A 21,850-nucleotide genomic window follows, 5' to 3' on the forward strand; every position below is an offset into this window, starting at 1 on the left:
GATGCTGACACCTGCCCCGTTCCATGCCGATCTTGCCGAAGGCCCCATGGGCGCACGCGCCTGGTGGATCACCGCCACCGACGGGCTGCGCCTGCGCGTGGCCCATTACCCGGCAAACGGCACGGAGCGGGGCACGGTGCTGCTCTTTCCCGGGCGCACCGAATATGTCGAGAAATACGGCCGCACCGCCGCCGCCCTGGCGGTGGCGGGCTATCACACGCTGGCCATCGACTGGCGCGGTCAGGGGCTTGCGGACCGGATGCTGGACGACCGGCGGACCGGGCATGTCCACGTCTTCGAGGACTATCAGAAGGACGTCGCCGCGATCCTCCACGTCGCTGCCGAATTGCACCTGCCGCAGCCGATGCATGTCATCGGCCATTCCATGGGCGGCTGCATCGGGCTGCGCGCCGTGATGGACGGATTGCCCGTCGCGTCCGCCGTCTTCACCGGGCCGATGTGGGGCATCCGCATCGCCGAGCCGCTGCGGCCCGCCGCCTGGGCGCTGTCCTGGAGCAGCCGCCAGGTCGGCCTGTCGCACCATTACACCCCCGGTACCGGCATCGACAGTTACGTCGCCTCGGCGCCCTTCGAGGACAACCTGCTGACCACCGATCCGGAAATGTGGGACTACATGCGCAGGCAGGTGCTGGCGCAGCCGGAATTGCAGTTGGGCGGCCCCTCACTCGGCTGGCTGCACGAGTCGCTGCGCGAGACCCGGATGCTCGCCCGCCGCCCCTCGCCCACGCTGCCCTGCCTGACCTTCCTCGGCACCAACGAACGCATCGTCGACGTGCCCCGCATCCGCGAGCGCATGGCGCATTGGCCGGGCGGCAAGCTGGTGATGGTCGAGAACGGCGAGCACGAGGTCCTCATGGAGGGCGCGGCGCAGCGCAAATCCATCCATGACCAGATGATCGCGCTGTTCGACAGCGCCTCTGCCAGGCAAGCGTTGACCGCCTGAGCGCCGCCGCTATCTGCCGGGAATGGCCGATCCGCTCCTTACCTTCACAGACCGCGGCATCTACTGTCCGCGCGGCGATTTCTTCATCGACCCGTGGCGGCCGGTCCCCCGTGCGCTGATAACGCACGGCCATTCCGATCACGCCCGTCCGGGCCATGGATCGTACCTCGCCACGCATCAGAGCCTTCCCGTAATCCGCCACCGGCTAGGCGATATCTCCTCCGAAGGCATCGCCTACGGCGAAACCCGCGACATCGGCGGCGTGTCGGTCTCCTTTCATCCGGCTGGCCACATCCCCGGCTCCGCGCAGGTTCGGGTGGAACACAAGGGGGAGGTCTGGGTCGTCTCCGGCGACTACAAGACCACGCCGGACGGGCTCTGCGAGGCTTTCGAGCCGGTGAGATGCCAGCATTTCATCACCGAATGCACCTTCGGCCTGCCGGTGTTCAAATGGCGGCCACAGGAGGAGGTCGCGGAAGAGATCAATGGCTGGTGGGCGACACAGGCCGCGGCAGGCGGCTTTGCCCTGCTCGGTGCCTACTCCCTCGGCAAGGCGCAGCGGCTCTTGCACATGCTCGACGCCTCCATCGGCCCGATCCTGACGCACGGCGCGGTGGAGGCCACCAATGCCATCCTGCGCGGCCAGGGCTATGACCTGCCCGACACGATTCATGTCACCCCGGACCTCGATGTGAAAGCGCACGCCGGGGCGCTGGTCCTCGCGCCGCCCTCCGCCTTGGGAAGCCAATGGGCACGGCGGTTCCGCAATGCCTCCACCGGCTTCGCCTCCGGCTGGATGCGCCTGCGTGGGGTGCGGCGGCGGCGGGGTATGGATCGCGGGTTTGTCGTCTCGGATCACGCGGATTGGGACGGGCTCCTCTCTGCGATCCGGGAGACCGGCGCAGAAAACATATATCCAACACATGGTTACACGGAAATTTTCGCGCGATACCTGACAGAATCGGGCTACACCGCCCGCGTGGTACCCACCGAATTCGGCGGTGAGGATGCCGGGGACGAGGCGGCATGAAGGACTTCGCCGCGCTCTTCACCCGGCTTGACCAGACCACGAAAACCTCCGTGAAAACAGAGGCTTTGGCGGCGTTCTTCAAACAGGCATCCGACGAGGACAAGCTCTGGTGCATCGCGCTGTTCTCCGGTCGCCGCCCGAAACGCGCTGTCACCACGACGCAGCTGCGGGATTGGGCGGCGGAACAGGCGGGCGTGCCGCTGTGGCTGCTGGAGGAAAGCTATCCCATCGTCGGCGACCTTGCGGAGACCATCGCGCTGCTCCTGCCCGAAACCGACGTCGAGACTGACAGGGGTTTATCCTTCTGGATCAACGAACTGCGCGCGCTTTCTCAGGTTGATCAGGACGCCCGGAAACCGCGCATCCTCGCCGCCTGGGACCAACTCGACGCCACGCAACGCTTCCTCTTCAACAAGCTCATCACCGGTGGCTTTCGCATCGGGGTGAGCCAGAAACTGATGACCCGCGCTCTCGCACAGGCTACCGGGCAAGACGAGGCCACGCTTGCGCTGAAGCTCATGGGCGGCTGGACGCCCGAGACCACCAGTTTTCACGCGCTGATCGAGGCAGACGACCCGCAGGCCGACGCCAGCCGCCCCTATCCCTTTTACCTCGCCCACCAACTCGAAGGTGCGCCCGAGGATCTCGGCCCGGCCGAGGACTGGCAGGCGGAGTGGAAATGGGACGGCATACGGGGGCAATTGATCCTGCGGGATGGGAAGCATCACCTTTGGTCGCGGGGCGAAGAACTGATCACCGACCGCTTCCCTGAACTCGCCCGCGCTGTCGATTTCCTGCCGCCCGGCACGGTGATCGACGGCGAGATCGTGACATGGGACGGGACCGCACCGATGGGCTTTTCGACGCTGCAACCGCGCATCGGGCGCAAGACCGTGCCGAAAAAGCTGCTGAAGGAGGCCCCGGTGATCCTGCTCGCCTACGACCTGCTCGAAGACAAGGGCGAAGACATCCGCGAAAGACCGCTGAAAGACCGCCGCGCCCGGCTCGATGCGCTCCTCACCGCCTTGCCGCAGGAGGCCGCCGTCCGCCCCTCACCCGTCATCCCTATCGACGACTGGCAAAGCCTCGTGCAGACCCGCGCAAATGCCCGCGATGCGAAGGCCGAGGGGCTGATGCTCAAACGCCTTTCAAGCCCCTACCAGATCGGCCGCAAGAAGGGTGACTGGTGGAAGTGGAAACTCGATCCGCTGAGCATCGACGCAGTGATGATCTATGCCCAACAGGGCCATGGCCGCCGGGCGAACCTGTTCACCGATTTCACCTTCGCCGTCTGGAAGGGCAACGAACTGGTGCCGTTCACCAAGGCCTACTCCGGCCTGACAGACGAGGAATTCAACCGGATCACGGCCTGGGTCCGCAAGAACACGCTGCAACGCTTCGGCCCGGTGCGGCAGGTGCGCCCCGAGCACGTCTTCGAGATCGCCTTCGAAGGCATCCAGGCCAGCCCCCGCCACAAGAGCGGCATCGCCCTGCGCTTTCCCCGCATGGCTCGTTGGCGCCACGACAAGACGCCGCAGGAGGCCAACACGCTCGCCGATCTGCAACAGATGCTGGACCTCTACGGCTGACGCCGGTTTCGCTCTTTGCTGCACTGCAAAATCGGTCCATATTGCGACAAGACCCTCCCGCCGGAAGAAGACCATGGTCCTGCGCGCTGCCCTGACGAGCCTCGTTTTCCTTGCCCTGCCGGGGATCGCCCCGGCCCAGTCCGCCCGGCTGGACACACATGGCGAGATCGCCGTCAGCGCACACTCCTATGCCCCCGACAATGGCATCGGCAAGGTCGACCTGACCTTTGCATTCCCGCTGACCCGGGGCGGGCGGCTCGGCGCGGAAATCGGGACCTACATGTTCGTCCTGCCGCAAAAGCGCCCGCATGAAACCTACGTCAGCCTGACCTGGGACAACCGCTGGCGCCTCGGCGTGGTGCGGCCGGCCTATGATTTCGTTCTGCCCTCGGTCTTCGAGGAGGCCGCGCCGCTGCTCGCCTACGAGCGCGCCGAATACGCCCGCGCCTACACCACCACCACCGCGATGCGGCAGGGGGCGGTGCCCTGGGGGCTGTCCTATACCGACGACCGGGAGCCTTTCGGCTGGGCAGTCTCGCTGCATCACGCCTCCAAGGGCGGGTTCTCCAGTGCGTCGGTGGCGGCGCGGTGGCAGACCGGGCCGTGGCACCTGGCGGCGGCGGCGGAGGGCATCTGGGACGTCTCCGGCGGGTATGACGGCACGAACGCGAAACTCGGCGTGACTTATGTTCAGGACCGCTGGTCGCTCGGGCTCGCCTGGTTGCACCCGGAGGCGGAGAACCTTCCCGATGCCCTGGCCCTGACCGGCACGGTCGCGGTATCGCAGAAACTGTCCCTGTCCGCGTTCGGCGAATTCACCGAAGGAGGCCGCGACGATGCCTACGGTGTCGCGGCACAATACGCCCTGACCGACCGCGCATCCCTGTCCCTTGCCGCGACGCAATGGCGGGACGAAGGCGGGGTGCATCTGACGGTGACGCATCGGTTCTGACAACCCGAAGCCGACGGGGGACACGCGACGCAACGCAGACCCGGACATGATCCGGGACCTCCCCGGTCTCGACAGCGGCCCCGCAGTCTGTGCGGAGCTGCGGCGCACTCGATATTCCCGAACACAAAACCACCCACGCCTTTCCCTTCCGCCATTTTTCCGGCCGCCCCCTGTTCCAACCGCCCGCCGCCCGGACTATGTCTTGAAGCCAAGCAGTCACGAGGACCGATATGAAACACAGCCTGTTCCCCCGCCCGAAACCGCTCTTCGACGCCAATGCATCTTCCGGCGGCAAGGACCTCGGCAAACTGCCGGACTGGGACCTGACGGACCTCTACCCCTCCGAAGACGCCGCCGAACTGAAACGTGACCTCGACTGGCTCGAAAGCGCCTGCGCGTCCTTCGCCGCCGATTACGAGGGCAAGCTGGGGGAACTCGACGCCACCGGCTTCCTCGAAGCGGTGCACCGTCACGAAAAGATCGAGAACATCGCCGGGCGCATCATGTCTTTCGCGGGTCTGCGCTACTACCAGCTGACCACCGATGCGGGCCGGGCGAAGTTCATGTCCGACATGCAGGAGAAGATCACGATCTACACCACCCCGCTGGTGTTCTTCACGCTGGAACTCAATCGACTTGATGACGCCGTGCTGGAAGGCTTCTTCGCCCAGAACGCCGACCTCGCCCGCTACCAACCCGCCTTCGACCGCATCCGGGCGATGAAGCCCTACCAACTGTCGGATGAACTTGAGAAGTTCCTGCACGACCTCGGCATGGTCGGCGACGCCTGGGAGCGGCTCTTCGACGAGACCATCGCCGGGCTGACCTTCGAGATCGAAGGCGAGGAGCTGAACATCGAGGCCACGCTCAATTTCCTCACCGAGCAGGACCGCTCCAAGCGCGAGGCCGCCGCCCACGAACTCGCCCGGGTCTTCAACGAGAACATCAAGATCTTCGCCCGCGTGCACAACACCCAGGCCAAGGAGAAGGAAATCCTCGATCGCTGGCGCGGGATGCCCACGGCGCAGACCGGACGCCACCTGTCGAACGATGTCGAGCCGGAGGTGGTCGAGGCGCTGCGCAATGCGGTGGTCGCCGCCTACCCCCGCCTGTCGCACCGCTATTACGCGCTGAAGGCGAAGTGGCTCGGGCTCGACACCATGCAGGTCTGGGACCGCAACGCGCCCCTGCCGATGGAGACCACGCGCATCGTCAAATGGGAAGAGGCGCGTGAGACGGTGATGAACGCCTACAACGCCTTTGACCCGCGCATGGGCGAGATCGCGCAGCCCTTCTTCGAAAAGGGCTGGATCGACGCGGGCGTCAAGCCGGGCAAGGCCCCGGGCGCCTTCGCCCATCCCACGGTGACCACCGTGCATCCCTATGTCATGCTCAACTACCTTGGCAAACCGCGCGACGTGATGACGCTGGCGCATGAACTGGGCCACGGCGTGCATCAGGTTCTGGCGGCGGGACAAGGCGAGATGCTGGCCTCCACGCCTTTGACGCTGGCAGAAACCGCGTCCGTGTTCGGCGAGATGCTGACCTTCCAGCGCATGCTGGCGAACGCGAAGGACGACGCAGAGCGCAAGGTCTTGCTGGCGGGCAAGGTCGAGGACATGATCAACACGGTCGTCCGCCAGATCGCCTTCTACGACTTCGAATGCAAACTACACGAGGCGCGGCGCGGTGGCGAGCTGACCCCGGAGGACATCAACGCGCTGTGGATGTCAGTGCAGGCGGAATCGCTTGGCCCCGTCTTTGAGTACATGCCGGGCTACGAGACCTTCTGGGCCTATATCCCGCATTTCGTGCACTCGCCCTTCTACGTCTACGCCTACGCCTTCGGCGACGGCCTCGTGAACGCTTTGTATGCGGCCTATCAGGAGAACCCGGAGGGTTTCGAGGACAAGTACTTCGACATGCTCAAGGCGGGCGGCTCCAAGCACCACAAGGCGCTTCTGGAACCGTTTGGGCTGGATGCCACGGACCCGAAGTTCTGGGACAAGGGGCTGAGCATGATCGAGGGGTTCATTGATCAGCTGGAGGCGATGGAAGCCTGACGGCGCTTCCCGTAGGGTGGGTTTCTAACCCACCCTTTTTGTGCGGGTGTCCGGTATGATCAGAAACTGCCCTTGTTGCAACCAACCGGCCTTCGGGCCGTACAGGCTGTTTCTGGCCTCTACGCGCCATGCCTCTTGCCCGAATTGCTCTATGCCGGTTTGGTTGAAGCGATCAACCTTGCTGAGCATCGCTCTTGTCCTGCTGTGCGGGCCAATTGGCTGGCTTCTGTTCTTAGCTTACGCTTGGACAGGATTGTTCGAGCTATTCGGAATTTTCGGATTTGTCGCCTTTCTCTTAATGATCGGTCAAGCCGCAAACCTGGTCTGGATGCGCTTTGGACACTGGAGGTGAAGAAGAGCCGCCTGTTCGGGGTGCGGCGGTCTTGACCTGCGCTTCACTTCAACTGACTGACCCAACTTACCCGCCGGTTGATCGCTCTACCCCCTACTCCATCGAAACCCTTGTCTCCACCACCCCGAGAACCTCGACGCAGGTGCCAAAATCGACCGCCGCCGACAGGCTCGGCTTGCGGCAGAGTTCACCCGTAAAAGCCAGTTCGATCTCACCCACGCTGCCCAGCACGTCAAACCGGACGATTTCGACCCGCGCCGGGCGCGACGTGCCCCGGCTGGTCCAGAATGGTCCGCCCATGCCGTCCGGCGTATGCAGAATGTCGACCGACAGCGGCTCCATCCCGGGTTCATACCAGCCGGAAAACCGCACCGTGACCGCCATGCCGTCCGCGCCCGCGAATGTCGGTTCCGTGTAGCCCTGCACCTGCAATTCGGCGAGCCACTGGCTCTGCCGGAAACCGGCGGTCACGATCCGCCCGCCCGGCCTGTCCAGGGCGTAGATGCGCCATGCATGCGGCACCCCGTCCAGCCGCGCCGTCATCACGCCCAGTTCCTCGGCCCGGCCCGGAGGCGCAATGAGAGCGAGCACCGCCAGCAGAGCCAACCCGGCCACCCGTCCCGACATTCCGCGTCTCCCCGTCCATGGCCCCAAACTGTAGGGTGGGTTTCCAACCCACCGCCCTCTCACTTCAACTGACTGTCCTTCGACCCCCGCCGGTTGATTCCCGACCGGGCCTTGAACGCCCCGTCCCGCTCCGCCGCACAGTCGACACAGAGTTTCACCCCCGGCAAGGCCACCCGCCGCGCCTCCGGGATCTCCTCGCCGCATTCGGCGCACTCCGGGAGGCTCTCGCCCACCGGCCCGCGCCGCAGCTTCATGCGCTCCAGTTCCTCCTGGATCGAGGCCTCCATCTGTTCGTTCTCCGCCCCGTCGCGGCTCCATCCGCCCGCCATCACCGCTCCTTTCCCGTGCCCGCCAGACCGGAAACACGAAAACTTGAAACTGTTTTCCGGTTCAAAGCGTATCTTGTTGAGACCCTCCCGGAAAGGTGCCGTCATGAAAACGCTGCTTGCCCTGATCTTCACCCTCTGTGCCCTGCCCGCGCTGGCCGCCCAGAGCTTCACCTTCGCCAACATCGACGGCGGCACGATCGCCCTCGATCAATGGAAGGGCCGGCCCGTGCTGGTGGTCAACACCGCCTCGCGCTGCGGGTTCACGCCGCAGTACAACGGCCTGCAGGACCTCTATGACCGCTACAAGACCCGTGGCCTCGTGGTGCTCGCCGTGCCGTCGGACGATTTCAAGCAGGAGCTGGCCACCGGTGCGCAGGTCAAGGAATTCTGCGCGGTGAACTTCGACCTGACCCTGCCGATGACCGACATCACCCATGTGAAAGGCCCGCAGGCGCATGCCTTCTACCAATGGCTGAAGGAATCGCAGGGCTGGGAGCCCGGCTGGAATTTCAACAAGGTGCTCCTTGACCGCGATGGCAAGGTGGCTGCGACCTGGGGCAGCACCGCGCGTCCGCTCTCCCGCGCGATCACGGATGCCATCGACAAGACCCTGCAATAAGCGCCCCGGCGGATTTGCCATGCCGGACCCTTGGTATAGACAGGTGAGGACATGCCTGATCGGGGAGCTGCCATGCAGATTCGAGACGCCACGGAAGCCGACCTGCCCGCCATCATGGCGATCTACAACGATGCCGTGATCCACACGACCGCGATCTGGAACGACAGCACCGTCGATCTGGAGAACCGGCGGGCGTGGTGGCAGGCGCGGGCGGATCTCGGCTATCCGGTGCTGGTGGCGGAGGAGGACGGTGTGCTCGGCTATGCCTCCTTCGGCGACTGGCGCGCCTTCGACGGCTACCGCCACACGGTCGAACTCTCGGTTTATGTCCGCAGTGATATCCGCGGAAAAGGCGTCGGCAAGGCGCTGCTCTCCGCCCTCATCCCCCGCGCCCGCGCCTGCGGCAAACACGTGCTTATCGGAGGGATCGAGGCCGGGAACGTGGCGTCCATCCGCCTGCACGAGGCCCTCGGTTTTACCGAAGTCGCGCGGATGCCGCAGGTCGGCACGAAATTCGGGCGCTGGCTGGACCTCGTCTTCCTGCAGCTCCAGTTGGACGGCCGCACCGTCCCGGACTCCCCCTGACCCCACGGAAAAGCCCCCGCCGTGTCTGGCAGGGGCCTCCCCTCGCTCCTCACAAAGCCGTGCCCTCAGGCGCGGCTCAGGATACCGTAGATCTGGTCCTTCAGGGCCGCCCGCTGCTTGCGCAGGGTTTCCTCGGCCAATTGCTCCATCGGCTCCACGTTGGTCTCGGCGCGATGCACGCGGCGGTTGATCTCGTGGTAGTCCTCGGCCAGCTTGGCAAAATGCGCGTCCGACTGCTTCAAGGCACTCATCTGCTCTACCTTGTCCGGGAATTCCTCGGACAGTTCATGCGGGGTGTGGGACATGCTGCGCATCCTCTCGTTGCTGTTCCGCTCGACTGTGACCGGATTGACGGAGGCCAACCTTGACCCGGATCAAATCCGGTATTCTTTTGTCAGCTTTATCGCCGCGCCGGGCGCCAGCCCGCCGCCTCGGCCTGCGACACATCGCAGAACCAGCGCTCGCCGCGGGCCTCGGTGATCTTCGTGGCGTCGTAGCTGTGCTGCCCCGGCAGGTGATAGATCCGCGCGCCGCTGCCCTGCGAGATGTTGCCCTTGATCACGCACCCATCCGGGCCGCCCCGGGCGTTCCACAGCGCCTCCGCGTGCCGCGCGGCCTTGCGGAAGGCGGCGGGCGATTGCACGCCGACCGCGTGCAACCCGCGCCCGGCCATCGCGGCCCGGTGTTCCTCGTCCACATAGTCGAGCGCATAGCGGTCATAGGCAAAGGCCAGCCCGCTCGTGACCAGCGCGGCGTTCATGTCTTCGCCGTTCACGAGGCAGCGCGCCACAGCGCGGCCATAGCGGTCGGTGTCGAGCCAGACGCAATCCGCCCTGCGACCGTCGTACCGCGCCCGGACTTCGCCGGATGCCCAGGCGCCACAGGCCCACATCGGCGCACTGGCCCCGCCGCACATCTGATCGCTTTCCGGGGCGTCGATGCCATGCAGTCGGATGCGCTGCCCGGTGATCTCGACGGTGTCTCCGTCGATGACCCGCATCGGGCCAGATATGACATCACCAACGGCAGCCGAGGCCGGAGCGCTGCCGAGAAGGAGGACCAAAAGTGAACAGACTCTTAACATACCGTTAAGATCGACGCGGGGCGGCCGGAATTCAAGCCAATCCGTTTACCTAAGTTAACGCGGCCCCAAGATGACAGTGGCTCTCAAAATCTCCGCCAAACCGCTGCTTTCGCGCGGCTTTTTCGGTTCCGGACCTCTCGGGGAACCGTCGAAACGCGGATTTGCGCCGTTTACCTTTGCGCGGTTTCCCAGTGCGGATGGATCCACGGCTCACTGTTGTCCGCAGGCAATTGCCGCCCGAGAACATGATCCGAGACCTTCTCCCCCACCATGATCGACGGCGCATTCAGGTTGCCGTTGGTGATGCGCGGGAAAACTGAGCTGTCCGCCACCCGCAGGCCCTGAACGCCGATCACCCGGCCCTGCGGGTCCACCACCGCCGTGGGATCGTCGGCGCGGCCCATGCGGCAGGTGCCGCAAGGATGATAAGCGCTCTCCACCTCCTCGCGGATGAAGTGGTCCAACTCGTCGTCGGTCTGCGCATCGGCCCCCGGCTGGATCTCGTGACGGCGGTAGGGCGCAAAGGCCTCTTGCGCGAAGATCTCCCGCGTCAGCCGGATACAGCGGCGGAAGTCGATCCAGTCCTGCTCCTCGCTCATGTAGTTGAAGAAGATGCGCGGCGCGTCCTTGGCCTGCGCCGTCTTCAGGGTGATCTCCCCGCGCGAGGGCGAGCGCATCGGACCGGTGTGGGCCTGGAACCCATGCCCTTCAGCGGCGATGGAGCCGTCATAGCGCACCGCCAGCGGCAGGAAATGATATTGGATGTCGGGATACTCCACCCCGGCTTGGCTGCGGATGAACCCGCAGCTTTCGAACTGGTTCGACGCCCCCGGCCCGTCCCGGCGCAGGAGCCAGCGGGCGCCGACATAGGCTTTGCCCAGAAGGTTCCAGTATTTGAACAGGCTGACCGGCTGGCTTGCCGCCATCTGGATGTAGAGCTCCAGATGATCCTGCAGGTTCTTGCCCACGCCCGGGCGATCCGCCACCACGTCGATGCCGAGCGGAGCAATCTCCGCCGCCGGGCCGATGCCGGACAGCAGCAGCAGTTGCGGCGAGTTGATCGCCCCGGCGGAGAGGATCACCTCCCGACCCGCCTCGATCACCTGCCGTCTGCCATTGCGTTCGACCTCGACCCCCGTGGCCCGGCCATCGCGGATCACCACCCGCTGCGCAAGCCCCCGCACCACCTGCGCTCCAAGTCGTTGCGCCGGACGCAGGTAGGCCTTCGCCGCCGACCAGCGCTCGCCCTTCCAGACTGTCATGTCGAAGGGGCCGAAGCCCTCCTGCTGCTGCCCGTTGTAATCCCCCGTGACCGGATAGCCCGCCTGCCGCCCGGCCTCGACGAAGGCCCGCACCAGCGGGTTGTCCCGCTTGCCGCGTGTCACGTGCAAAGGCCCGTCCGACCCGCGCCACGCCGGATCGCCGCCATGGCCGCCGTCATGCCAGTTCTCCAGCCGCTTGTAATAGGGCAGCACATCCGCATAGCCCCAGCCGTCCGCGCCTTGGTCACGCCAGAAGTCGAAGTCCCGGGCATGGCCGCGCACGTAGATCATGCCGTTGATCGAAGAGGACCCGCCGAGCACCTTGCCGCGCGGGCAGGCCAGTCTGCGCCCGCCGAGGTGCGGCTCAGGCTCGGTCTGGTAGCCCCAATCGTATTGCTTCATGCTCATCGGATAGCTGAGCGCGCCGGGCATGTTGATGAACGGCCCCCAGTCGGAGCCGCCGTGCTCGATCACGATCACCGACTTGCCCGCCTCCGCCAGGCGGTAAGCCATGGCGCAGCCCGCGCTGCCCGCTCCGACGATCACGTAATCCGCTTGCATATCGGGTCTTTCCCTCCTGCCGGAGCGTCCTTGGCCGCTGGCGGGTTATTCGAATGGGGTCACAAGAAAGGCGGAGGCGTAGCGCCTATTCCCCCCGCGGGAACCGCTGACTTTCTTCCACGATGTTCAGGTCCATGTGGTTGCGCATGTACCGCTCGGAGGCCTTTTGCAGCGGCTGGTACTCCCACGGGTAGTATCCACCCTGCCGCAGCGCCTCGTAGACCACCCAGCGCCGGGCCTGACTTTGCCGGACGTCGGCGTCGAAGCGGGCAAGGTCCCAGCGGGCATCGGCCTGCGCCCGGAAATCCGCCAGTACCGCCGCATGGTCCGGATCGTCCGCGAGATTGGTCAACTCGTGCGGATCGGCCTCCAGGTCGAACAGCTGGTCCGGGTCGAGCGCACAGCGGGTGTATTTCCACCGCCCTTGCCGCAGGCAGACCATCGGCGCGTAGGAGGCCTCGGCGGCGTATTCCATCGCCACAGGGGTTTCCCGTTTCGCGCCTTTCATCAGTGGCACGAGGCTCTCCCCCGCCGTCCAGGGCGCCACCTCCGACATGTCCACGCCAGCCAGATCGCAGAGCGTCGGGCAGACGTCGATATTGCTCACCGGATCGGTCACCAACGTCCCTTCCCCGCCCGGCACGGCGATCATCATCGGCACGCGGGAGGCGCCTTCGAGGAAGCTCATCTTGAACCACAGCCCACGCTCCCCGAGCATGTCGCCGTGGTCGGAGACAAAGAGCACGACGGCCTCCTGCCGCGTATCCTCAAGAACCTGCAACAGCGCCCCGATCTTCTCGTCCAGATAGCTGATGTTGGCAAAATAGGCCCGCCGGGAGCGGCGGATGTCGTCGTCCGTGATGTCGAAATTGCGCCAGTCGTTCGCGTCGAAAATGCGCTTCGAATGCGGGTCGTGATCCTCGTAGGCCATCGCCGGAACCGGCGGGTCGAGGTGCTCGCAATCCTCGTAGAGGTCCCAGTATTTGCGCCGCGCCACGTAGGGATCATGCGGATGGGTGAAACTGACGGTCAGGCACCACGGCCGCGCGTCATGCCCCCGGGCAAGGTCGTAGAGCTTCATCGTGGCGAAATGCGCGACCTCGTCGTCGTATTCCATCTGGTTGGTGATCTCGGCCACGCCCGCGCCCGTCACAGAGCCCATGTTGTGATACCACCACTCGATGCGCTCGCCCGGCTTGCGGTAGTCCGGGGTCCAGCCGAAGTCCGCCGGGTAGATGTCCGTGGTCAGGCGATCCTCGAAACCGTGCATCTGGTCGGGGCCGACGAAATGCATCTTGCCGGAAAGGCAGGTGTAGTACCCCGCCCGGCGCAGGTGATGCGCATAGGTCGGAATGTCGGAGGCGAACTCGGCGGCGTTGTCGTAGACGCGGGAGACGCTGGGCAATTGCCCGGACATGAAGCTCGCCCGCCCCGGGGCGCACAGCGGAGACGCCGTGTAGGCGTTGCGGAACCGCTTGGACCGTGCCGCCAGGGCCTTCAGGTGCGGCGCATGAAGCCAGTCCGCCGGGCCATCCGGAAACAGCGTTCCGTTGAGCTGGTCAACCATGACGATCAGGATATTCGGCTTCACTGTGGGGACTCCATCAAGGCATGGGCGGCGGTCAGTACCCGCTCCGATGCTCCTTCGACGCCCTGCCCGGCCAGAGCGGCGCGGAGGTAGACACCGTCGATCAGCGCAGACAGGCATTCGGCCACGTCCGCCGGGTTCGCGCAGCGCCCGCGCAGGGCGTGCAGCAGGTTGGAGCGCAGCCGCGACTGGTAGACGCGCAAGAGCCGCGCCGCCTCCGCATCGCTCTGCGCAAGGACGTAGAAATTGAGCCATGCGGAGATGGCGGAGGGGCGGAAGCAACTGTCGGCGAAATTTGCCCGCACGACGGCTTCGAGCCGCTGCTCCGGCGGAGCGCCGGCAAGCGCCGCGCGCACTTCCACCGCGTATTCTGTCAGGATGTGGCGCATCGCCGCGAGGAAGATCTGCGACTTTCCGCCGAAATAATGGTGCGCCAGCGCGCTGGACATGCCTGCCCGCTTGGCAATCTGGCCGACAGTCACATCAAGGCTGCCCGCCTCGCCGATGACATCGACGGTGGCGGCAACAAGCGCGGCGCGGCGTATGGGTTCCTGTCCGATCTTGGGCATGACTCCTTGGTGCAGGTTTTTGATTGAGTGGTCAATAAAAACCATGCGCCGGGTGTCGCCGGAACGGGGCGTCAGGGACAAACACGGGCGGAATTGCCCGGCAACTGGGCGGCCGTCCGGACGGGCGCATGCGCCGCAGAACCGGTTGGTTGTCCCGCGAGGAAGGTTGGTCTCAGCCCGCGATGGTGCCGATCAGCGTGTTCTGCGGCAGCTTCGCTACCTCGATCCCCGCATCGGTGCGGCGGATGTTGTAGCCGTAGCCACGCATACGGAATTTCCACTCGGCCTCGGACAGCACCTTCTCGCGCTCGGACAGCAGGAAGGCGGTGATTTCGGTCATGTCATGGGTGATCTTGTTCTCGGCAAACATCGCATTTCGATCCTTCGGAAGATGGTTTCCATGGGATCACCCTGTTGAGCAAATCGGGCTCAATTGTGCCGGAACAGCGGATTTTTCGGGAACTGGAAACAGTGCGCACGGGAAAGCGTGACCGTTTCGCCACGCCCTCAGGTCTTGGTCTCATGCACCGAAGGGGTCACGCGGCGTTTGAGCACTGCTTCGCGCCATGTGATGAAGACCACGGCGGAAACAATAAGCGCCCCGCCCGCGATGACGAAGGGGTCGGCGGGTTCGGCGAAAAAGGCGGCGCCGATGACCACGGACCAGACCAGTTGCAGGAAGGTGATCGGCTGCGTCACCGTCACCGGCGCTGCGGCAAAGGCGAGCGTCATGGTGTAATGCCCAGCGGTGGCGAAACAGGCGACACCGAAGAGGATGGCCAGATCGGACCAGGTGGGCCAGACCCAGACGGCGTAGGCCAGCGGGGCCAGACCGATCGTCACGGTGACGGAGAGCATTCCGACGACGACGGCGGCGCTGACCTCGCCGGAGAAGATCTTGGCCAGCAGGTAGGAGATCGAAAAAGCGAAAGCGGTGCCAAGCATGGCGATATGCCCGGGGTCGAGTTCCCGGAAGCCGGGCCTGAGAATCAGCAGGGCTCCGCCCAGAGCGGCAACGATGGCCATGATCCGGCGCAGCGCGAGGCGTTCGCCCAGGAAGACAACGGCGAGGATCGTCACGTAGACCGGGTTTAGGTAGTTGAGCGCGGTGACTTCGGCGATGGGAATGCGGGTCATGGCGTAGAACCACATGGCCACCCCGATGGTGTGAAAGACACCGCGCAGGCCGAACAGCTTCCACAGGCGCGGCGTCATGGGGGCGCTGCGCAGGGCGGGCCACATCGGGATCAGGAAGATCAGCCCGAGCAGGTAGCGCAGGAAGGCCGATTCCGCTGCCGGGATGCGCCCGCCGAGGGCCTTCACGAGGGCGGTGACCGCAACGAAGCAGAGCCCCGTGACGACCATCCAGAAAATTCCGACGCCGGGGCGCTGCGCTGTGTCCGTATCCATGAGCGAAGGCTTAGAGGGTTTGACGGCGAGGGCAAGGGGGTGCGGGGCAAAGCCCCGCCCTACGGCGCGTTGCGCAGTTTATTGCTGTGGCGTGTCGAGAACCGCGGCAAGGTTTGAGTATTTTCAAAGAGAAGAAACAGGGGACCTGCGCGCCGGGTCAGCCGAAGAGCAGTTTGGCGGCGATGGCCCACATGGTCAGGCCGATGATCAGGTCGAGGATACGCCAGGCCTGCGGCCGTGCGAAGAGCGGGGCGAGGAGGCGGGCGCCGTAACCGAGGGCGAAAAAGAAGGCGAAGGAGGCGGTCATGGCGCCGAGGGCGAAGCTGAGGCGGTCGTCGTATTGCGCCGAAACCGCGCCGAGAAGGACGACGGTGTCGAGGTAGACATGCGGGTTGAGCCAGGTGAAGGCGAGGCAGGTGAGGATGGCGGTGCGCAGGCTGCCCGCCTCGGGGCCTGCGGTCAGGGCCTCGCCGCCTTTCCATGCGGCGCGGAGGGTGCGGGCGCCGTACCAGATCAGGAAGGCGGCGCCGAAGAGGCGCATGGCGGTTTCCAGCCCCGGAATGGCCTTGGTCAGCGCCCCGAAGCCCGCGACCCCGGCGGCGATGAGGAGCGCGTCGGAGAGGGCGCAGACGAGGACAACGGGGAGCACATGGGCGCGGCGCAGGCCTTGCCGCAGGACAAAGGCGTTCTGCGCACCGATGGCGAGAATGAGGCTGAGACCGAGCGCGAAGCCCGCGAGGGCGGCGGTCATGCGGGCGGCTCGGAGGGGTATTGGGCGGCTGTGGCTTGCATTTTGGCGAGGTCGAGGCCGTGTTTCTGGCAGAGGCGTTTTGCGTCCATGAGGTAGTTTCCGACGGTGGAGGTTCGGGCGCGGACCAGCTTGCAGGCGACGAGCCAGGAGGCGGCGTTGAGGAGGTGCTCGTGTCGCGGGCGGGCGGCGTGGAGTTTGGACCAGAGGTCGTAGGCGTCTTGCAACAGCGGTTCGGCCTTCGCCGGGTGTCCGGATTTCAGAGCGTAGACACCGACGTTCAGGAGGGAAGATCCCAGCCGGTCATCCTCCGGGTCGAGGACAACGCGGCGGATGTCCAGCGCCTGCCCGGCCAGCGCCGCCGCCTCCCCGACGCGCCCTTGCAGAGACCGCATCACGGCCTGATTGTTCAGCACCGTTGCCACTTTGTCAGACCTGTCACCCAGATTGGCGCGGTAGAGGTCCAGCGCCTCCTGCTGCCAGTTGAAGGCCGCTTCCAGATCGCCCTCCCCGGTCTCTTGCACTCGCACCACGCGGACCCAGGCCGCATTGTCGAGTTTGTTTGCAAGATCGGTGCTGCCAGGACGGTGCGTCCGGCTCAGCGCCAGTGCCTCCGCCAGATGCTCCTCCGCCGCGTCGAAATTGCCGAGGCGGGCTTCGGCGATGCCGAGGTTGGCGAGGCCGACCGCGTTGTCTCGGTGATCTTCCGGCAGGCGGGCGCGTGTCAGGGAGAGGCTGGCGGTCATCAAGGCGATTTCCCCTGCGTGGTCGCCTATCTTGCCGAGGTAAACCCCCGCCTGATTGAGCAGGTATTCGAGCGCCGCGCCGCCGGGGGCCTCTCTGCCCTGTGCCATGGGCTCGATGCTGTCCCAGAGCGCCGTGACATGCGGCAGCAAGTGGGCGCAGAGGGGCCAATTGATCGAGAAGTCAGAGTCGTAGGGAAACACCACCGCCAGCAACTCCACCGCCGCCGATACCGCCCGGTCCTCGCCCCTTGTCTCCTGCATCGCCCGGAGTGCGGCGGCGGTCATGCGGTGCATAGCGAAGCCGTCCTGCTCCCGGGTCATCAGGGAGGCCCCGGCCAGCGCGGTGAAGGCCATGCGCAGGCGGGTCTCGTTGTCCGCCAGCGCCGCGTCTTCCGCGTCGATCATCTCCGGGTCGAGAGCGCGGTGGCGCCCCTCCTTGCCGCCGGTGAACAGCTCCGCCCCCAGCCCCTCCGCGCCCCACCAGGCGCAGATGTCGGCGACCCGGCGGGCGTCCTCGTCCAGTTTGTCATAACTCAGCGCCACCGCGCCGATGACGCTGTCCGGGTAGTCGGTGTGGAGCGGTGCGGTCTCCAGAACCTCCGCGATGCGCCGCTCCACCGTGGCGAAGCCGTCATGCCGCGCCAAAGCCCCGGCGACGACCAGCGCCAGCGGCAGGCCGCCCAGAGCCTCGGCCAGCGATTGCGCGCCCTCCGCGTCGTCGCTCCCGGCTTCGCTCAGCAGCAATTCGACCGCCGGGCTGTCCGGGCCGTCCCAGGGCAGGACCTGCGGGTGAACCTTCGTCCACTGGCCCCAGCCGTCCTTTTCCCGGGTGGTGACGATGAGATCGGTGCCCTTCTGCGGCATCAGCCCCTTGATGTCGTCATAGCCGTGGACGTTGTCGTAGACCACGAGCCAATGGCCCTGCGCGGCCATGCGTGCCAGCACCTGCGCGGCGGCGACCTGCGGCGGGATGCCTGCGACAGTCACGCCAAGGTCGTCCGCGGCGGCCAGCAGACCGGTCGCCAGTTCGCTCGGGTTCTCCGCCACGCACCAGAGCACACCGTCGTATGTCGCGCCGAAGCGTTCGATGTAGAGCCGCGCGAGGGCGGATTTGCCGTAGCCGCCGTGGCCCTGCACGACGGCGGTGATGGCCGCCTGCCCTTCCGTTTCGAGAGCTGCGCGGAGTTGCTGCACCTCGGGCTCGCGGCCCCGGATCTCGCGGTGTCTTGGCGGGACGTTGATGTGGTTGGGTGTTTTTGGGGGCTTAGAGGGAGGCGGCGGAGCGGCGGGGTCCGGGACTCGATAGAAGGGGACAGGTTCGACGGGTTTGGGCTTCCAGCGGCGGTAAAGCCATTTGAGAGTGGCGTAGATCAGGCCGAGCAAAGGAAGAAGAATTGAGACGACAAATGCCCAATGCTCGCCCGACCAAACGTTTGGCCCTGCCATGACTTGCTTAATGAAATCCATTCCGCCCCTCCGACGCCCACCCGCATCACTCAAGCACAAGCCGCCGAACAGATAAAGTCACCCCGGCCCCACCCGGAACAGATAGTCCAGCAGAACGCCCATGCGGAACGGCAGGCGGTCCTTGCGCTCGTGCAGTTGGCGAATGGTGAGGCGGCGGCGGCGGACCACGGCGCGGGCGATGCGGTAGTCCTGGCGGCGTTTCCAGCGCAGCAGCCGCGCCGGGAGCAGGCGTCTGAGGCCGCGCCAGAGCCAGCCGAGTTGCAGGAAGGCCAGCGCCTTGAACAGGGTCTTCTGCACGGAGGTCCAGAGCATCCGGCCCAGCGAGACGGCGGCGGAGATGAGCCAGAGCGGCAGCTTGACGGAGAACAGGATGAGCCAGAGGCCGAGACCGCTGACCGAGAGCGCCAGCGTGCCGAAGAGGATGATCGCCCAGGCCAGCGCCCGTTCGAGACCGGAGAGGCCGTTGAACCATGCCATCATGGCCGCCTGACGCTGTGCCACGCCGTCGAGGTAGCCGGAGAGCCAGGCCTTGATCTGCCGGAAGAACCGCTTGCCGAGGACAAGCGGCAGGGCGACGGTCATCAGGTATTTCTTGATGAGTTCGACCTTGAAGAAGGCCGCGCCCTGCGTCTGAAGCCAGACCAGCAGCACCGGCCATTCGATCAGCCAGAGTTTCTTGGCGAGGATCTTGACCTGGACGAGGATCAACCCGAGGGCGATCAGCACATCCGTGCCGAAATACCAAGTCGCAAGACCCGAAAGGCCGATGGCCAAGTTCAGGAGGAGGAGTGCACGCCAGGGCATGGGCCGGATTTAGCCGCCTTGCAGCGCCGGGGGCAAGCCGGTGCGGATCGGCGGGGCGGTGTTGCCCCGCCGGACCGGGATCAGGCCTTGCGGCGCAGCAGGCCCACGGCTCCGAGGCCGCCCAGCATCAGCCACAGGCTCGCCGGAAGCGGCACTGCGCTGGTGGCGGGGAAACTGGTGGCGGTGGGGTTCCAGAGGACCGAGGTCTGCGCCATGTTCCAGGGCAAGGCGTCATTGAAGACGTCGCCGTCCCAGTTGCCGCTCGGGCGCAGGATATTCCCGCTTCGACCGATCAGCCGCACCATGGGCCCCGTCTGGAAATCCGTGCTGGCGGATGGGGCAAAGTAGAGCATCGCATTTGCCGCAATGCCGCCGGTAACCGGGGCGAACACCCCTTCGTTGGCGATAGGATAGTCCTGGCTGTAGGTGTAGGTGAGCGTGTCGAAGAGCGCCTGTGTCAGGGGCGGATTCTCGAAACTCGAATTGGTTTCGACGAAGGCGAGGTTCTCGATCCGTTGCCAGTCGACGAAAACGAGGTCGGAGGCGCCGAATTTCGGCCCCGTCGCGGGATTGGCCAGCAGGCTGTAGTCGATGCCGTTGGCAAAACCGAGCGTCACGCTGGGACCGTCGAGGTTCTGACCGCCCGTCAGGGTGGAGTAATTTGCCGTGTAGGTTACGGTAAGGGTACCAGCGGATGCCGCGACGCCGAGGCAAGCCAGAACAGCGGCCGCAATGGGCCGGAGTACGCGTGTCATGTAAGATCTTCTCCAGTAATTCATCGGCAACGAGGGCCGGATCGCCCGACACCCTGCAGAAAAATCGCACGTCAGACGTGGGCAAGGTAAACCAATTTTCCACGCAATTTCAATATCTTTTCAGAGCCGAAGGTGACCCTGCGTCAACTCTCAACCATGGCAAGGGACGTACTATAACAAGACCCGGCAGGGCTGAGCGCCGGGCCCGTCATCGTGACATCGGATCGGGCAGATCCTGCGCCGCCCCGTCAGGACGGCGTCTCGCCGCCCTTCTTGCTCTGCAGCTTGCCGAGGTGCTTGCCCAGCGAGCCGGGCTTCTTGACCTTGCGATTCTTGTAGGGATTCTTGTCCCCCTGCCCGCGCATGGTCAGGCGGATCGGCGTGCCCGGCATGTCGAAATCGTCGCGCAGCCCGTTGACGAGGAAGCGCGAGTAGCTGGCGGGCAGCTTGTCCGGCTGCGAGCACATCACCACGAAGCCGGGCGGGCGACTCTTGACCTGCGTCATGTAGCGCAGTTTGATCCGGCGGCCATTCGGCGCGGGAGGCGGGTGGCGTTCGATCATCGACTCGAGCCAGCGGTTGAGCTGGCCGGTGGAGACGCGGCGGTTCCAGACGGCGTAGGCATCCATTACGGCCTGATGCAGCCGGTCGAGCCCCTTGCCGGTGCGGGCGGAGACGGTGACGAGCGGCGCACCGCGCAGCTGCGGCAACAGGCGCTCGAAACTCTCGCGCAGCTGTTTCATCTTCTCCTGCTTCTCGCTCTCGATGTCCCACTTGTTGACGGCGATGACGACGGCGCGGCCCTCGCGCTCGGCGAGGTCGGCAATCTTCAGGTCCTGCACTTCGAAGGGGATGGCCGCGTCGAGCAGCACGATCACCACTTCGGCGAACTTGATCGCGCGGATTCCGTCAGAGACCGAGAGCTTCTCCAGCTTTTCCTGCACCTTGGCACGCTTGCGCATGCCTGCGGTGTCGAAGATGCGCATCGGCACCCCGCCCCACTCCTGCGCCACGGAGATGGCGTCGCGGGTGATGCCGGCCTCGGGGCCGGTCAGCAGGCGATCCTCGCCGAGGATCTGGTTGATCAGAGTGGACTTGCCCGCGTTCGGGCGGCCGACGACGCAGATCTGGAGGGGTTTCTTCTCGGTCGGGACGGGAACGCTGTCGTCACCCGCCTCCGCTTCCTCCTCGGTCAGGGACACCTCGACGTCAGGAGTTTCCTCCTCCGCCCGTTCCTCGAACGCGTCTGAAAGCGGCAGAAGCTGCGAGTACAGGTCATTGAGCCCCTCGCCATGCTCGGCGGACAACCGGATCGGCTCGCCAAGACCCAGCGAATACGCCTCGATCACGCCCGCATCAGCGGCGGCGCCTTCGGCCTTGTTGGCGGCGAGGATGACGTGTTTGGCCCGCTTGCGCAGGATCTCTGCGAAGACCTGATCGTCAGGCAGCACCCCGGCGCGGGCGTCGATCAGGAAGAGGCAGACATCGGCCATGTCGACGCCGCGCTCCGTCAGGCGGCGCATGCGGGCGGGCAGGCTGTCGCCGGTCTCGTTTTCAAGGCCCGCCGTGTCGATCACGGTGAAGCGCAGGTCGCCGAGACGGCCCTCGCCTTCGCGCAGGTCGCGGGTCACGCCGGGCTGGTCGTCGACCAGCGCGAGACGTTTGCCAACGAGGCGATTGAAAAGGGTCGACTTGCCGACGTTGGGACGCCCGACGATGGCGAGGGAAAAGGACATGGGACGTGCT

General features: G+C 65.6%; 22 protein-coding genes. 7 read left to right on the forward strand and 15 right to left on the reverse strand.

Annotated features, from left to right (window positions below; all coding sequences use genetic code 11):
- Position 1 precedes the first annotated feature (1 nt).
- From ACP159_RS05430 to ACP159_RS05450, 5 genes are all read left to right on the forward strand, one after another.
- Entirely contained in the window at positions 2–964 is a 963-nt protein-coding gene (locus tag ACP159_RS05430) for an alpha/beta hydrolase (protein ID WP_425098623.1), read from the forward strand.
- 22 nt (positions 965–986) lie between these two features.
- Positions 987–1,994 (forward strand): ligase-associated DNA damage response exonuclease, encoded by a 1,008-nt coding sequence (locus ACP159_RS05435; RefSeq protein ID WP_425098624.1) that lies wholly within the window; start codon positions 987–989, stop codon positions 1,992–1,994.
- On the forward strand, positions 1,991–3,583 hold the full coding sequence (locus tag ACP159_RS05440) for an ATP-dependent DNA ligase (RefSeq protein WP_425098625.1): 1,593 nt from the start codon (positions 1,991–1,993) through the stop codon (positions 3,581–3,583). The genes ACP159_RS05435 and ACP159_RS05440 overlap by 4 nt, the downstream gene beginning before the upstream one ends.
- Before the next feature lie 73 nt (positions 3,584–3,656).
- Positions 3,657–4,535 carry a hypothetical protein gene (locus tag ACP159_RS05445; RefSeq protein WP_425098626.1) on the forward strand — a complete coding sequence of 293 codons (879 nt, stop codon included), beginning with the start codon at positions 3,657–3,659 and terminating at the stop codon, positions 4,533–4,535.
- A gap of 230 nt (positions 4,536–4,765) precedes the next feature.
- Positions 4,766–6,598 carry a M3 family oligoendopeptidase gene (locus tag ACP159_RS05450; protein WP_425098627.1) on the forward strand — a complete coding sequence of 611 codons (1,833 nt, stop codon included), beginning with the start codon at positions 4,766–4,768 and terminating at the stop codon, positions 6,596–6,598.
- A gap of 24 nt (positions 6,599–6,622) precedes the next feature.
- Here the strand turns inward: ACP159_RS05450 and ACP159_RS05455 are convergent, their stop codons facing one another.
- The 3 genes from ACP159_RS05455 to ACP159_RS05465 form a co-directional block, all read right to left on the reverse strand.
- Positions 6,623–6,787 carry a hypothetical protein gene (locus ACP159_RS05455; protein ID WP_425098628.1) on the reverse strand — a complete coding sequence of 55 codons (165 nt, stop codon included), beginning with the start codon at positions 6,785–6,787 and terminating at the stop codon, positions 6,623–6,625.
- Between the two features lie 256 nt (positions 6,788–7,043).
- Positions 7,044–7,577, reverse strand: a complete 534-nt coding sequence (locus tag ACP159_RS05460) for a hypothetical protein (RefSeq protein WP_425098629.1) — start codon at positions 7,575–7,577, stop codon at positions 7,044–7,046.
- A 59-nt stretch (positions 7,578–7,636) separates the two neighbouring features.
- Positions 7,637–7,906 (reverse strand): DksA/TraR family C4-type zinc finger protein, encoded by a 270-nt coding sequence (locus tag ACP159_RS05465; RefSeq protein ID WP_425098630.1) that lies wholly within the window; start codon positions 7,904–7,906, stop codon positions 7,637–7,639.
- A gap of 103 nt (positions 7,907–8,009) precedes the next feature.
- Between ACP159_RS05465 and ACP159_RS05470 the strand changes: the two genes are divergently transcribed.
- Positions 8,010–8,525: a glutathione peroxidase gene (locus ACP159_RS05470; protein WP_425098631.1), complete on the forward strand. Its 516-nt coding sequence runs from the start codon at positions 8,010–8,012 to the stop codon at positions 8,523–8,525.
- A gap of 72 nt (positions 8,526–8,597) precedes the next feature.
- Positions 8,598–9,110, forward strand: a complete 513-nt coding sequence (locus ACP159_RS05475) for an N-acetyltransferase family protein (RefSeq protein ID WP_425098632.1) — start codon at positions 8,598–8,600, stop codon at positions 9,108–9,110.
- A gap of 65 nt (positions 9,111–9,175) precedes the next feature.
- Here ACP159_RS05475 and ACP159_RS05480 read toward each other — a convergent pair whose 3' ends face one another.
- From ACP159_RS05480 to der, 12 genes are all read right to left on the reverse strand, one after another.
- Positions 9,176–9,415, reverse strand: coding sequence for a YdcH family protein (locus ACP159_RS05480; RefSeq protein WP_425098633.1), 240 nt, complete (start codon positions 9,413–9,415; stop codon positions 9,176–9,178).
- Positions 9,416–9,510: 95 nt separating this feature from the next.
- Positions 9,511–10,110: a thermonuclease family protein gene (locus tag ACP159_RS05485; RefSeq protein ID WP_425098634.1), complete on the reverse strand. Its 600-nt coding sequence runs from the start codon at positions 10,108–10,110 to the stop codon at positions 9,511–9,513.
- A gap of 254 nt (positions 10,111–10,364) precedes the next feature.
- Entirely contained in the window at positions 10,365–12,017 is a 1,653-nt protein-coding gene (gene betA / locus ACP159_RS05490; RefSeq protein WP_425098635.1) for a choline dehydrogenase, read from the reverse strand.
- An 85-nt stretch (positions 12,018–12,102) separates the two neighbouring features.
- Positions 12,103–13,608 carry a choline-sulfatase gene (gene betC / locus ACP159_RS05495; protein WP_425098636.1) on the reverse strand — a complete coding sequence of 502 codons (1,506 nt, stop codon included), beginning with the start codon at positions 13,606–13,608 and terminating at the stop codon, positions 12,103–12,105.
- Positions 13,605–14,174 carry a choline-binding transcriptional repressor BetI gene (gene betI / locus ACP159_RS05500; RefSeq protein WP_425098637.1) on the reverse strand — a complete coding sequence of 190 codons (570 nt, stop codon included), beginning with the start codon at positions 14,172–14,174 and terminating at the stop codon, positions 13,605–13,607. The genes betC and betI overlap by 4 nt, the downstream gene beginning before the upstream one ends.
- A gap of 172 nt (positions 14,175–14,346) precedes the next feature.
- Positions 14,347–14,544 (reverse strand): hypothetical protein, encoded by a 198-nt coding sequence (locus tag ACP159_RS05505; RefSeq protein WP_425098638.1) that lies wholly within the window; start codon positions 14,542–14,544, stop codon positions 14,347–14,349.
- A 137-nt stretch (positions 14,545–14,681) separates the two neighbouring features.
- Entirely contained in the window at positions 14,682–15,584 is a 903-nt protein-coding gene (locus tag ACP159_RS05510; RefSeq protein ID WP_425098639.1) for a DMT family transporter, read from the reverse strand.
- Positions 15,585–15,741: 157 nt separating this feature from the next.
- A complete protein-coding gene (locus ACP159_RS05515) occupies positions 15,742–16,335 on the reverse strand; it encodes a LysE/ArgO family amino acid transporter (protein ID WP_425098640.1) in 594 nt (197 codons plus the stop codon).
- Positions 16,332–18,272, reverse strand: a complete 1,941-nt coding sequence (locus ACP159_RS05520) for a tetratricopeptide repeat protein (protein ID WP_425098641.1) — start codon at positions 18,270–18,272, stop codon at positions 16,332–16,334. The genes ACP159_RS05515 and ACP159_RS05520 overlap by 4 nt, the downstream gene beginning before the upstream one ends.
- Before the next feature lie 330 nt (positions 18,273–18,602).
- Positions 18,603–19,349, reverse strand: a complete 747-nt coding sequence (locus ACP159_RS05525) for a hypothetical protein (RefSeq protein ID WP_425098643.1) — start codon at positions 19,347–19,349, stop codon at positions 18,603–18,605.
- Positions 19,350–19,429: 80 nt separating this feature from the next.
- Positions 19,430–20,104: a VPLPA-CTERM sorting domain-containing protein gene (locus tag ACP159_RS05530; protein WP_425098644.1), complete on the reverse strand. Its 675-nt coding sequence runs from the start codon at positions 20,102–20,104 to the stop codon at positions 19,430–19,432.
- A gap of 248 nt (positions 20,105–20,352) precedes the next feature.
- Positions 20,353–21,840 (reverse strand): ribosome biogenesis GTPase Der, encoded by a 1,488-nt coding sequence (gene der / locus ACP159_RS05535; RefSeq protein WP_425098645.1) that lies wholly within the window; start codon positions 21,838–21,840, stop codon positions 20,353–20,355.
- Positions 21,841–21,850 lie beyond the last annotated feature (10 nt).

Source organism: Tropicibacter sp. S64, from assembly GCF_049803835.1.
In the GTDB taxonomy this organism is placed as follows: domain Bacteria; phylum Pseudomonadota; class Alphaproteobacteria; order Rhodobacterales; family Rhodobacteraceae; genus Pacificoceanicola.

Bases quoted from the DNA above. Each gene is read 5' to 3' on its own strand.
- ACP159_RS05430 (WP_425098623.1), top strand. From the start codon at position 2: ATGCTGACACCTGCCCCGTTCCATGCCGATCTTGCCGAAGGCCCCATG.
- ACP159_RS05435 (WP_425098624.1), top strand. From the start codon at position 987: ATGGCCGATCCGCTCCTTACCTTCACAGACCGCGGCATCTACTGTCCG.
- ACP159_RS05440 (WP_425098625.1), top strand. From the start codon at position 1,991: ATGAAGGACTTCGCCGCGCTCTTCACCCGGCTTGACCAGACCACGAAA.
- ACP159_RS05445 (WP_425098626.1), top strand. From the start codon at position 3,657: ATGGTCCTGCGCGCTGCCCTGACGAGCCTCGTTTTCCTTGCCCTGCCG.
- ACP159_RS05450 (WP_425098627.1), top strand. From the start codon at position 4,766: ATGAAACACAGCCTGTTCCCCCGCCCGAAACCGCTCTTCGACGCCAAT.
- ACP159_RS05455 (WP_425098628.1), bottom strand. From the start codon at position 6,787: ATGCTCAGCAAGGTTGATCGCTTCAACCAAACCGGCATAGAGCAATTC.
- ACP159_RS05460 (WP_425098629.1), bottom strand. From the start codon at position 7,577: ATGTCGGGACGGGTGGCCGGGTTGGCTCTGCTGGCGGTGCTCGCTCTC.
- ACP159_RS05465 (WP_425098630.1), bottom strand. From the start codon at position 7,906: ATGGCGGGCGGATGGAGCCGCGACGGGGCGGAGAACGAACAGATGGAG.
- ACP159_RS05470 (WP_425098631.1), top strand. From the start codon at position 8,010: ATGAAAACGCTGCTTGCCCTGATCTTCACCCTCTGTGCCCTGCCCGCG.
- ACP159_RS05475 (WP_425098632.1), top strand. From the start codon at position 8,598: ATGCAGATTCGAGACGCCACGGAAGCCGACCTGCCCGCCATCATGGCG.
- ACP159_RS05480 (WP_425098633.1), bottom strand. From the start codon at position 9,415: ATGTCCCACACCCCGCATGAACTGTCCGAGGAATTCCCGGACAAGGTA.
- ACP159_RS05485 (WP_425098634.1), bottom strand. From the start codon at position 10,110: ATGCGGGTCATCGACGGAGACACCGTCGAGATCACCGGGCAGCGCATC.
- betA (WP_425098635.1), bottom strand. From the start codon at position 12,017: ATGCAAGCGGATTACGTGATCGTCGGAGCGGGCAGCGCGGGCTGCGCC.
- betI (WP_425098637.1), bottom strand. From the start codon at position 14,174: ATGCCCAAGATCGGACAGGAACCCATACGCCGCGCCGCGCTTGTTGCC.
- ACP159_RS05505 (WP_425098638.1), bottom strand. From the start codon at position 14,544: ATGTTTGCCGAGAACAAGATCACCCATGACATGACCGAAATCACCGCC.
- ACP159_RS05510 (WP_425098639.1), bottom strand. From the start codon at position 15,584: ATGGATACGGACACAGCGCAGCGCCCCGGCGTCGGAATTTTCTGGATG.
- ACP159_RS05515 (WP_425098640.1), bottom strand. From the start codon at position 16,335: ATGACCGCCGCCCTCGCGGGCTTCGCGCTCGGTCTCAGCCTCATTCTC.
- ACP159_RS05525 (WP_425098643.1), bottom strand. From the start codon at position 19,349: ATGCCCTGGCGTGCACTCCTCCTCCTGAACTTGGCCATCGGCCTTTCG.
- ACP159_RS05530 (WP_425098644.1), bottom strand. From the start codon at position 20,104: ATGACACGCGTACTCCGGCCCATTGCGGCCGCTGTTCTGGCTTGCCTC.
- der (WP_425098645.1), bottom strand. From the start codon at position 21,840: ATGTCCTTTTCCCTCGCCATCGTCGGGCGTCCCAACGTCGGCAAGTCG.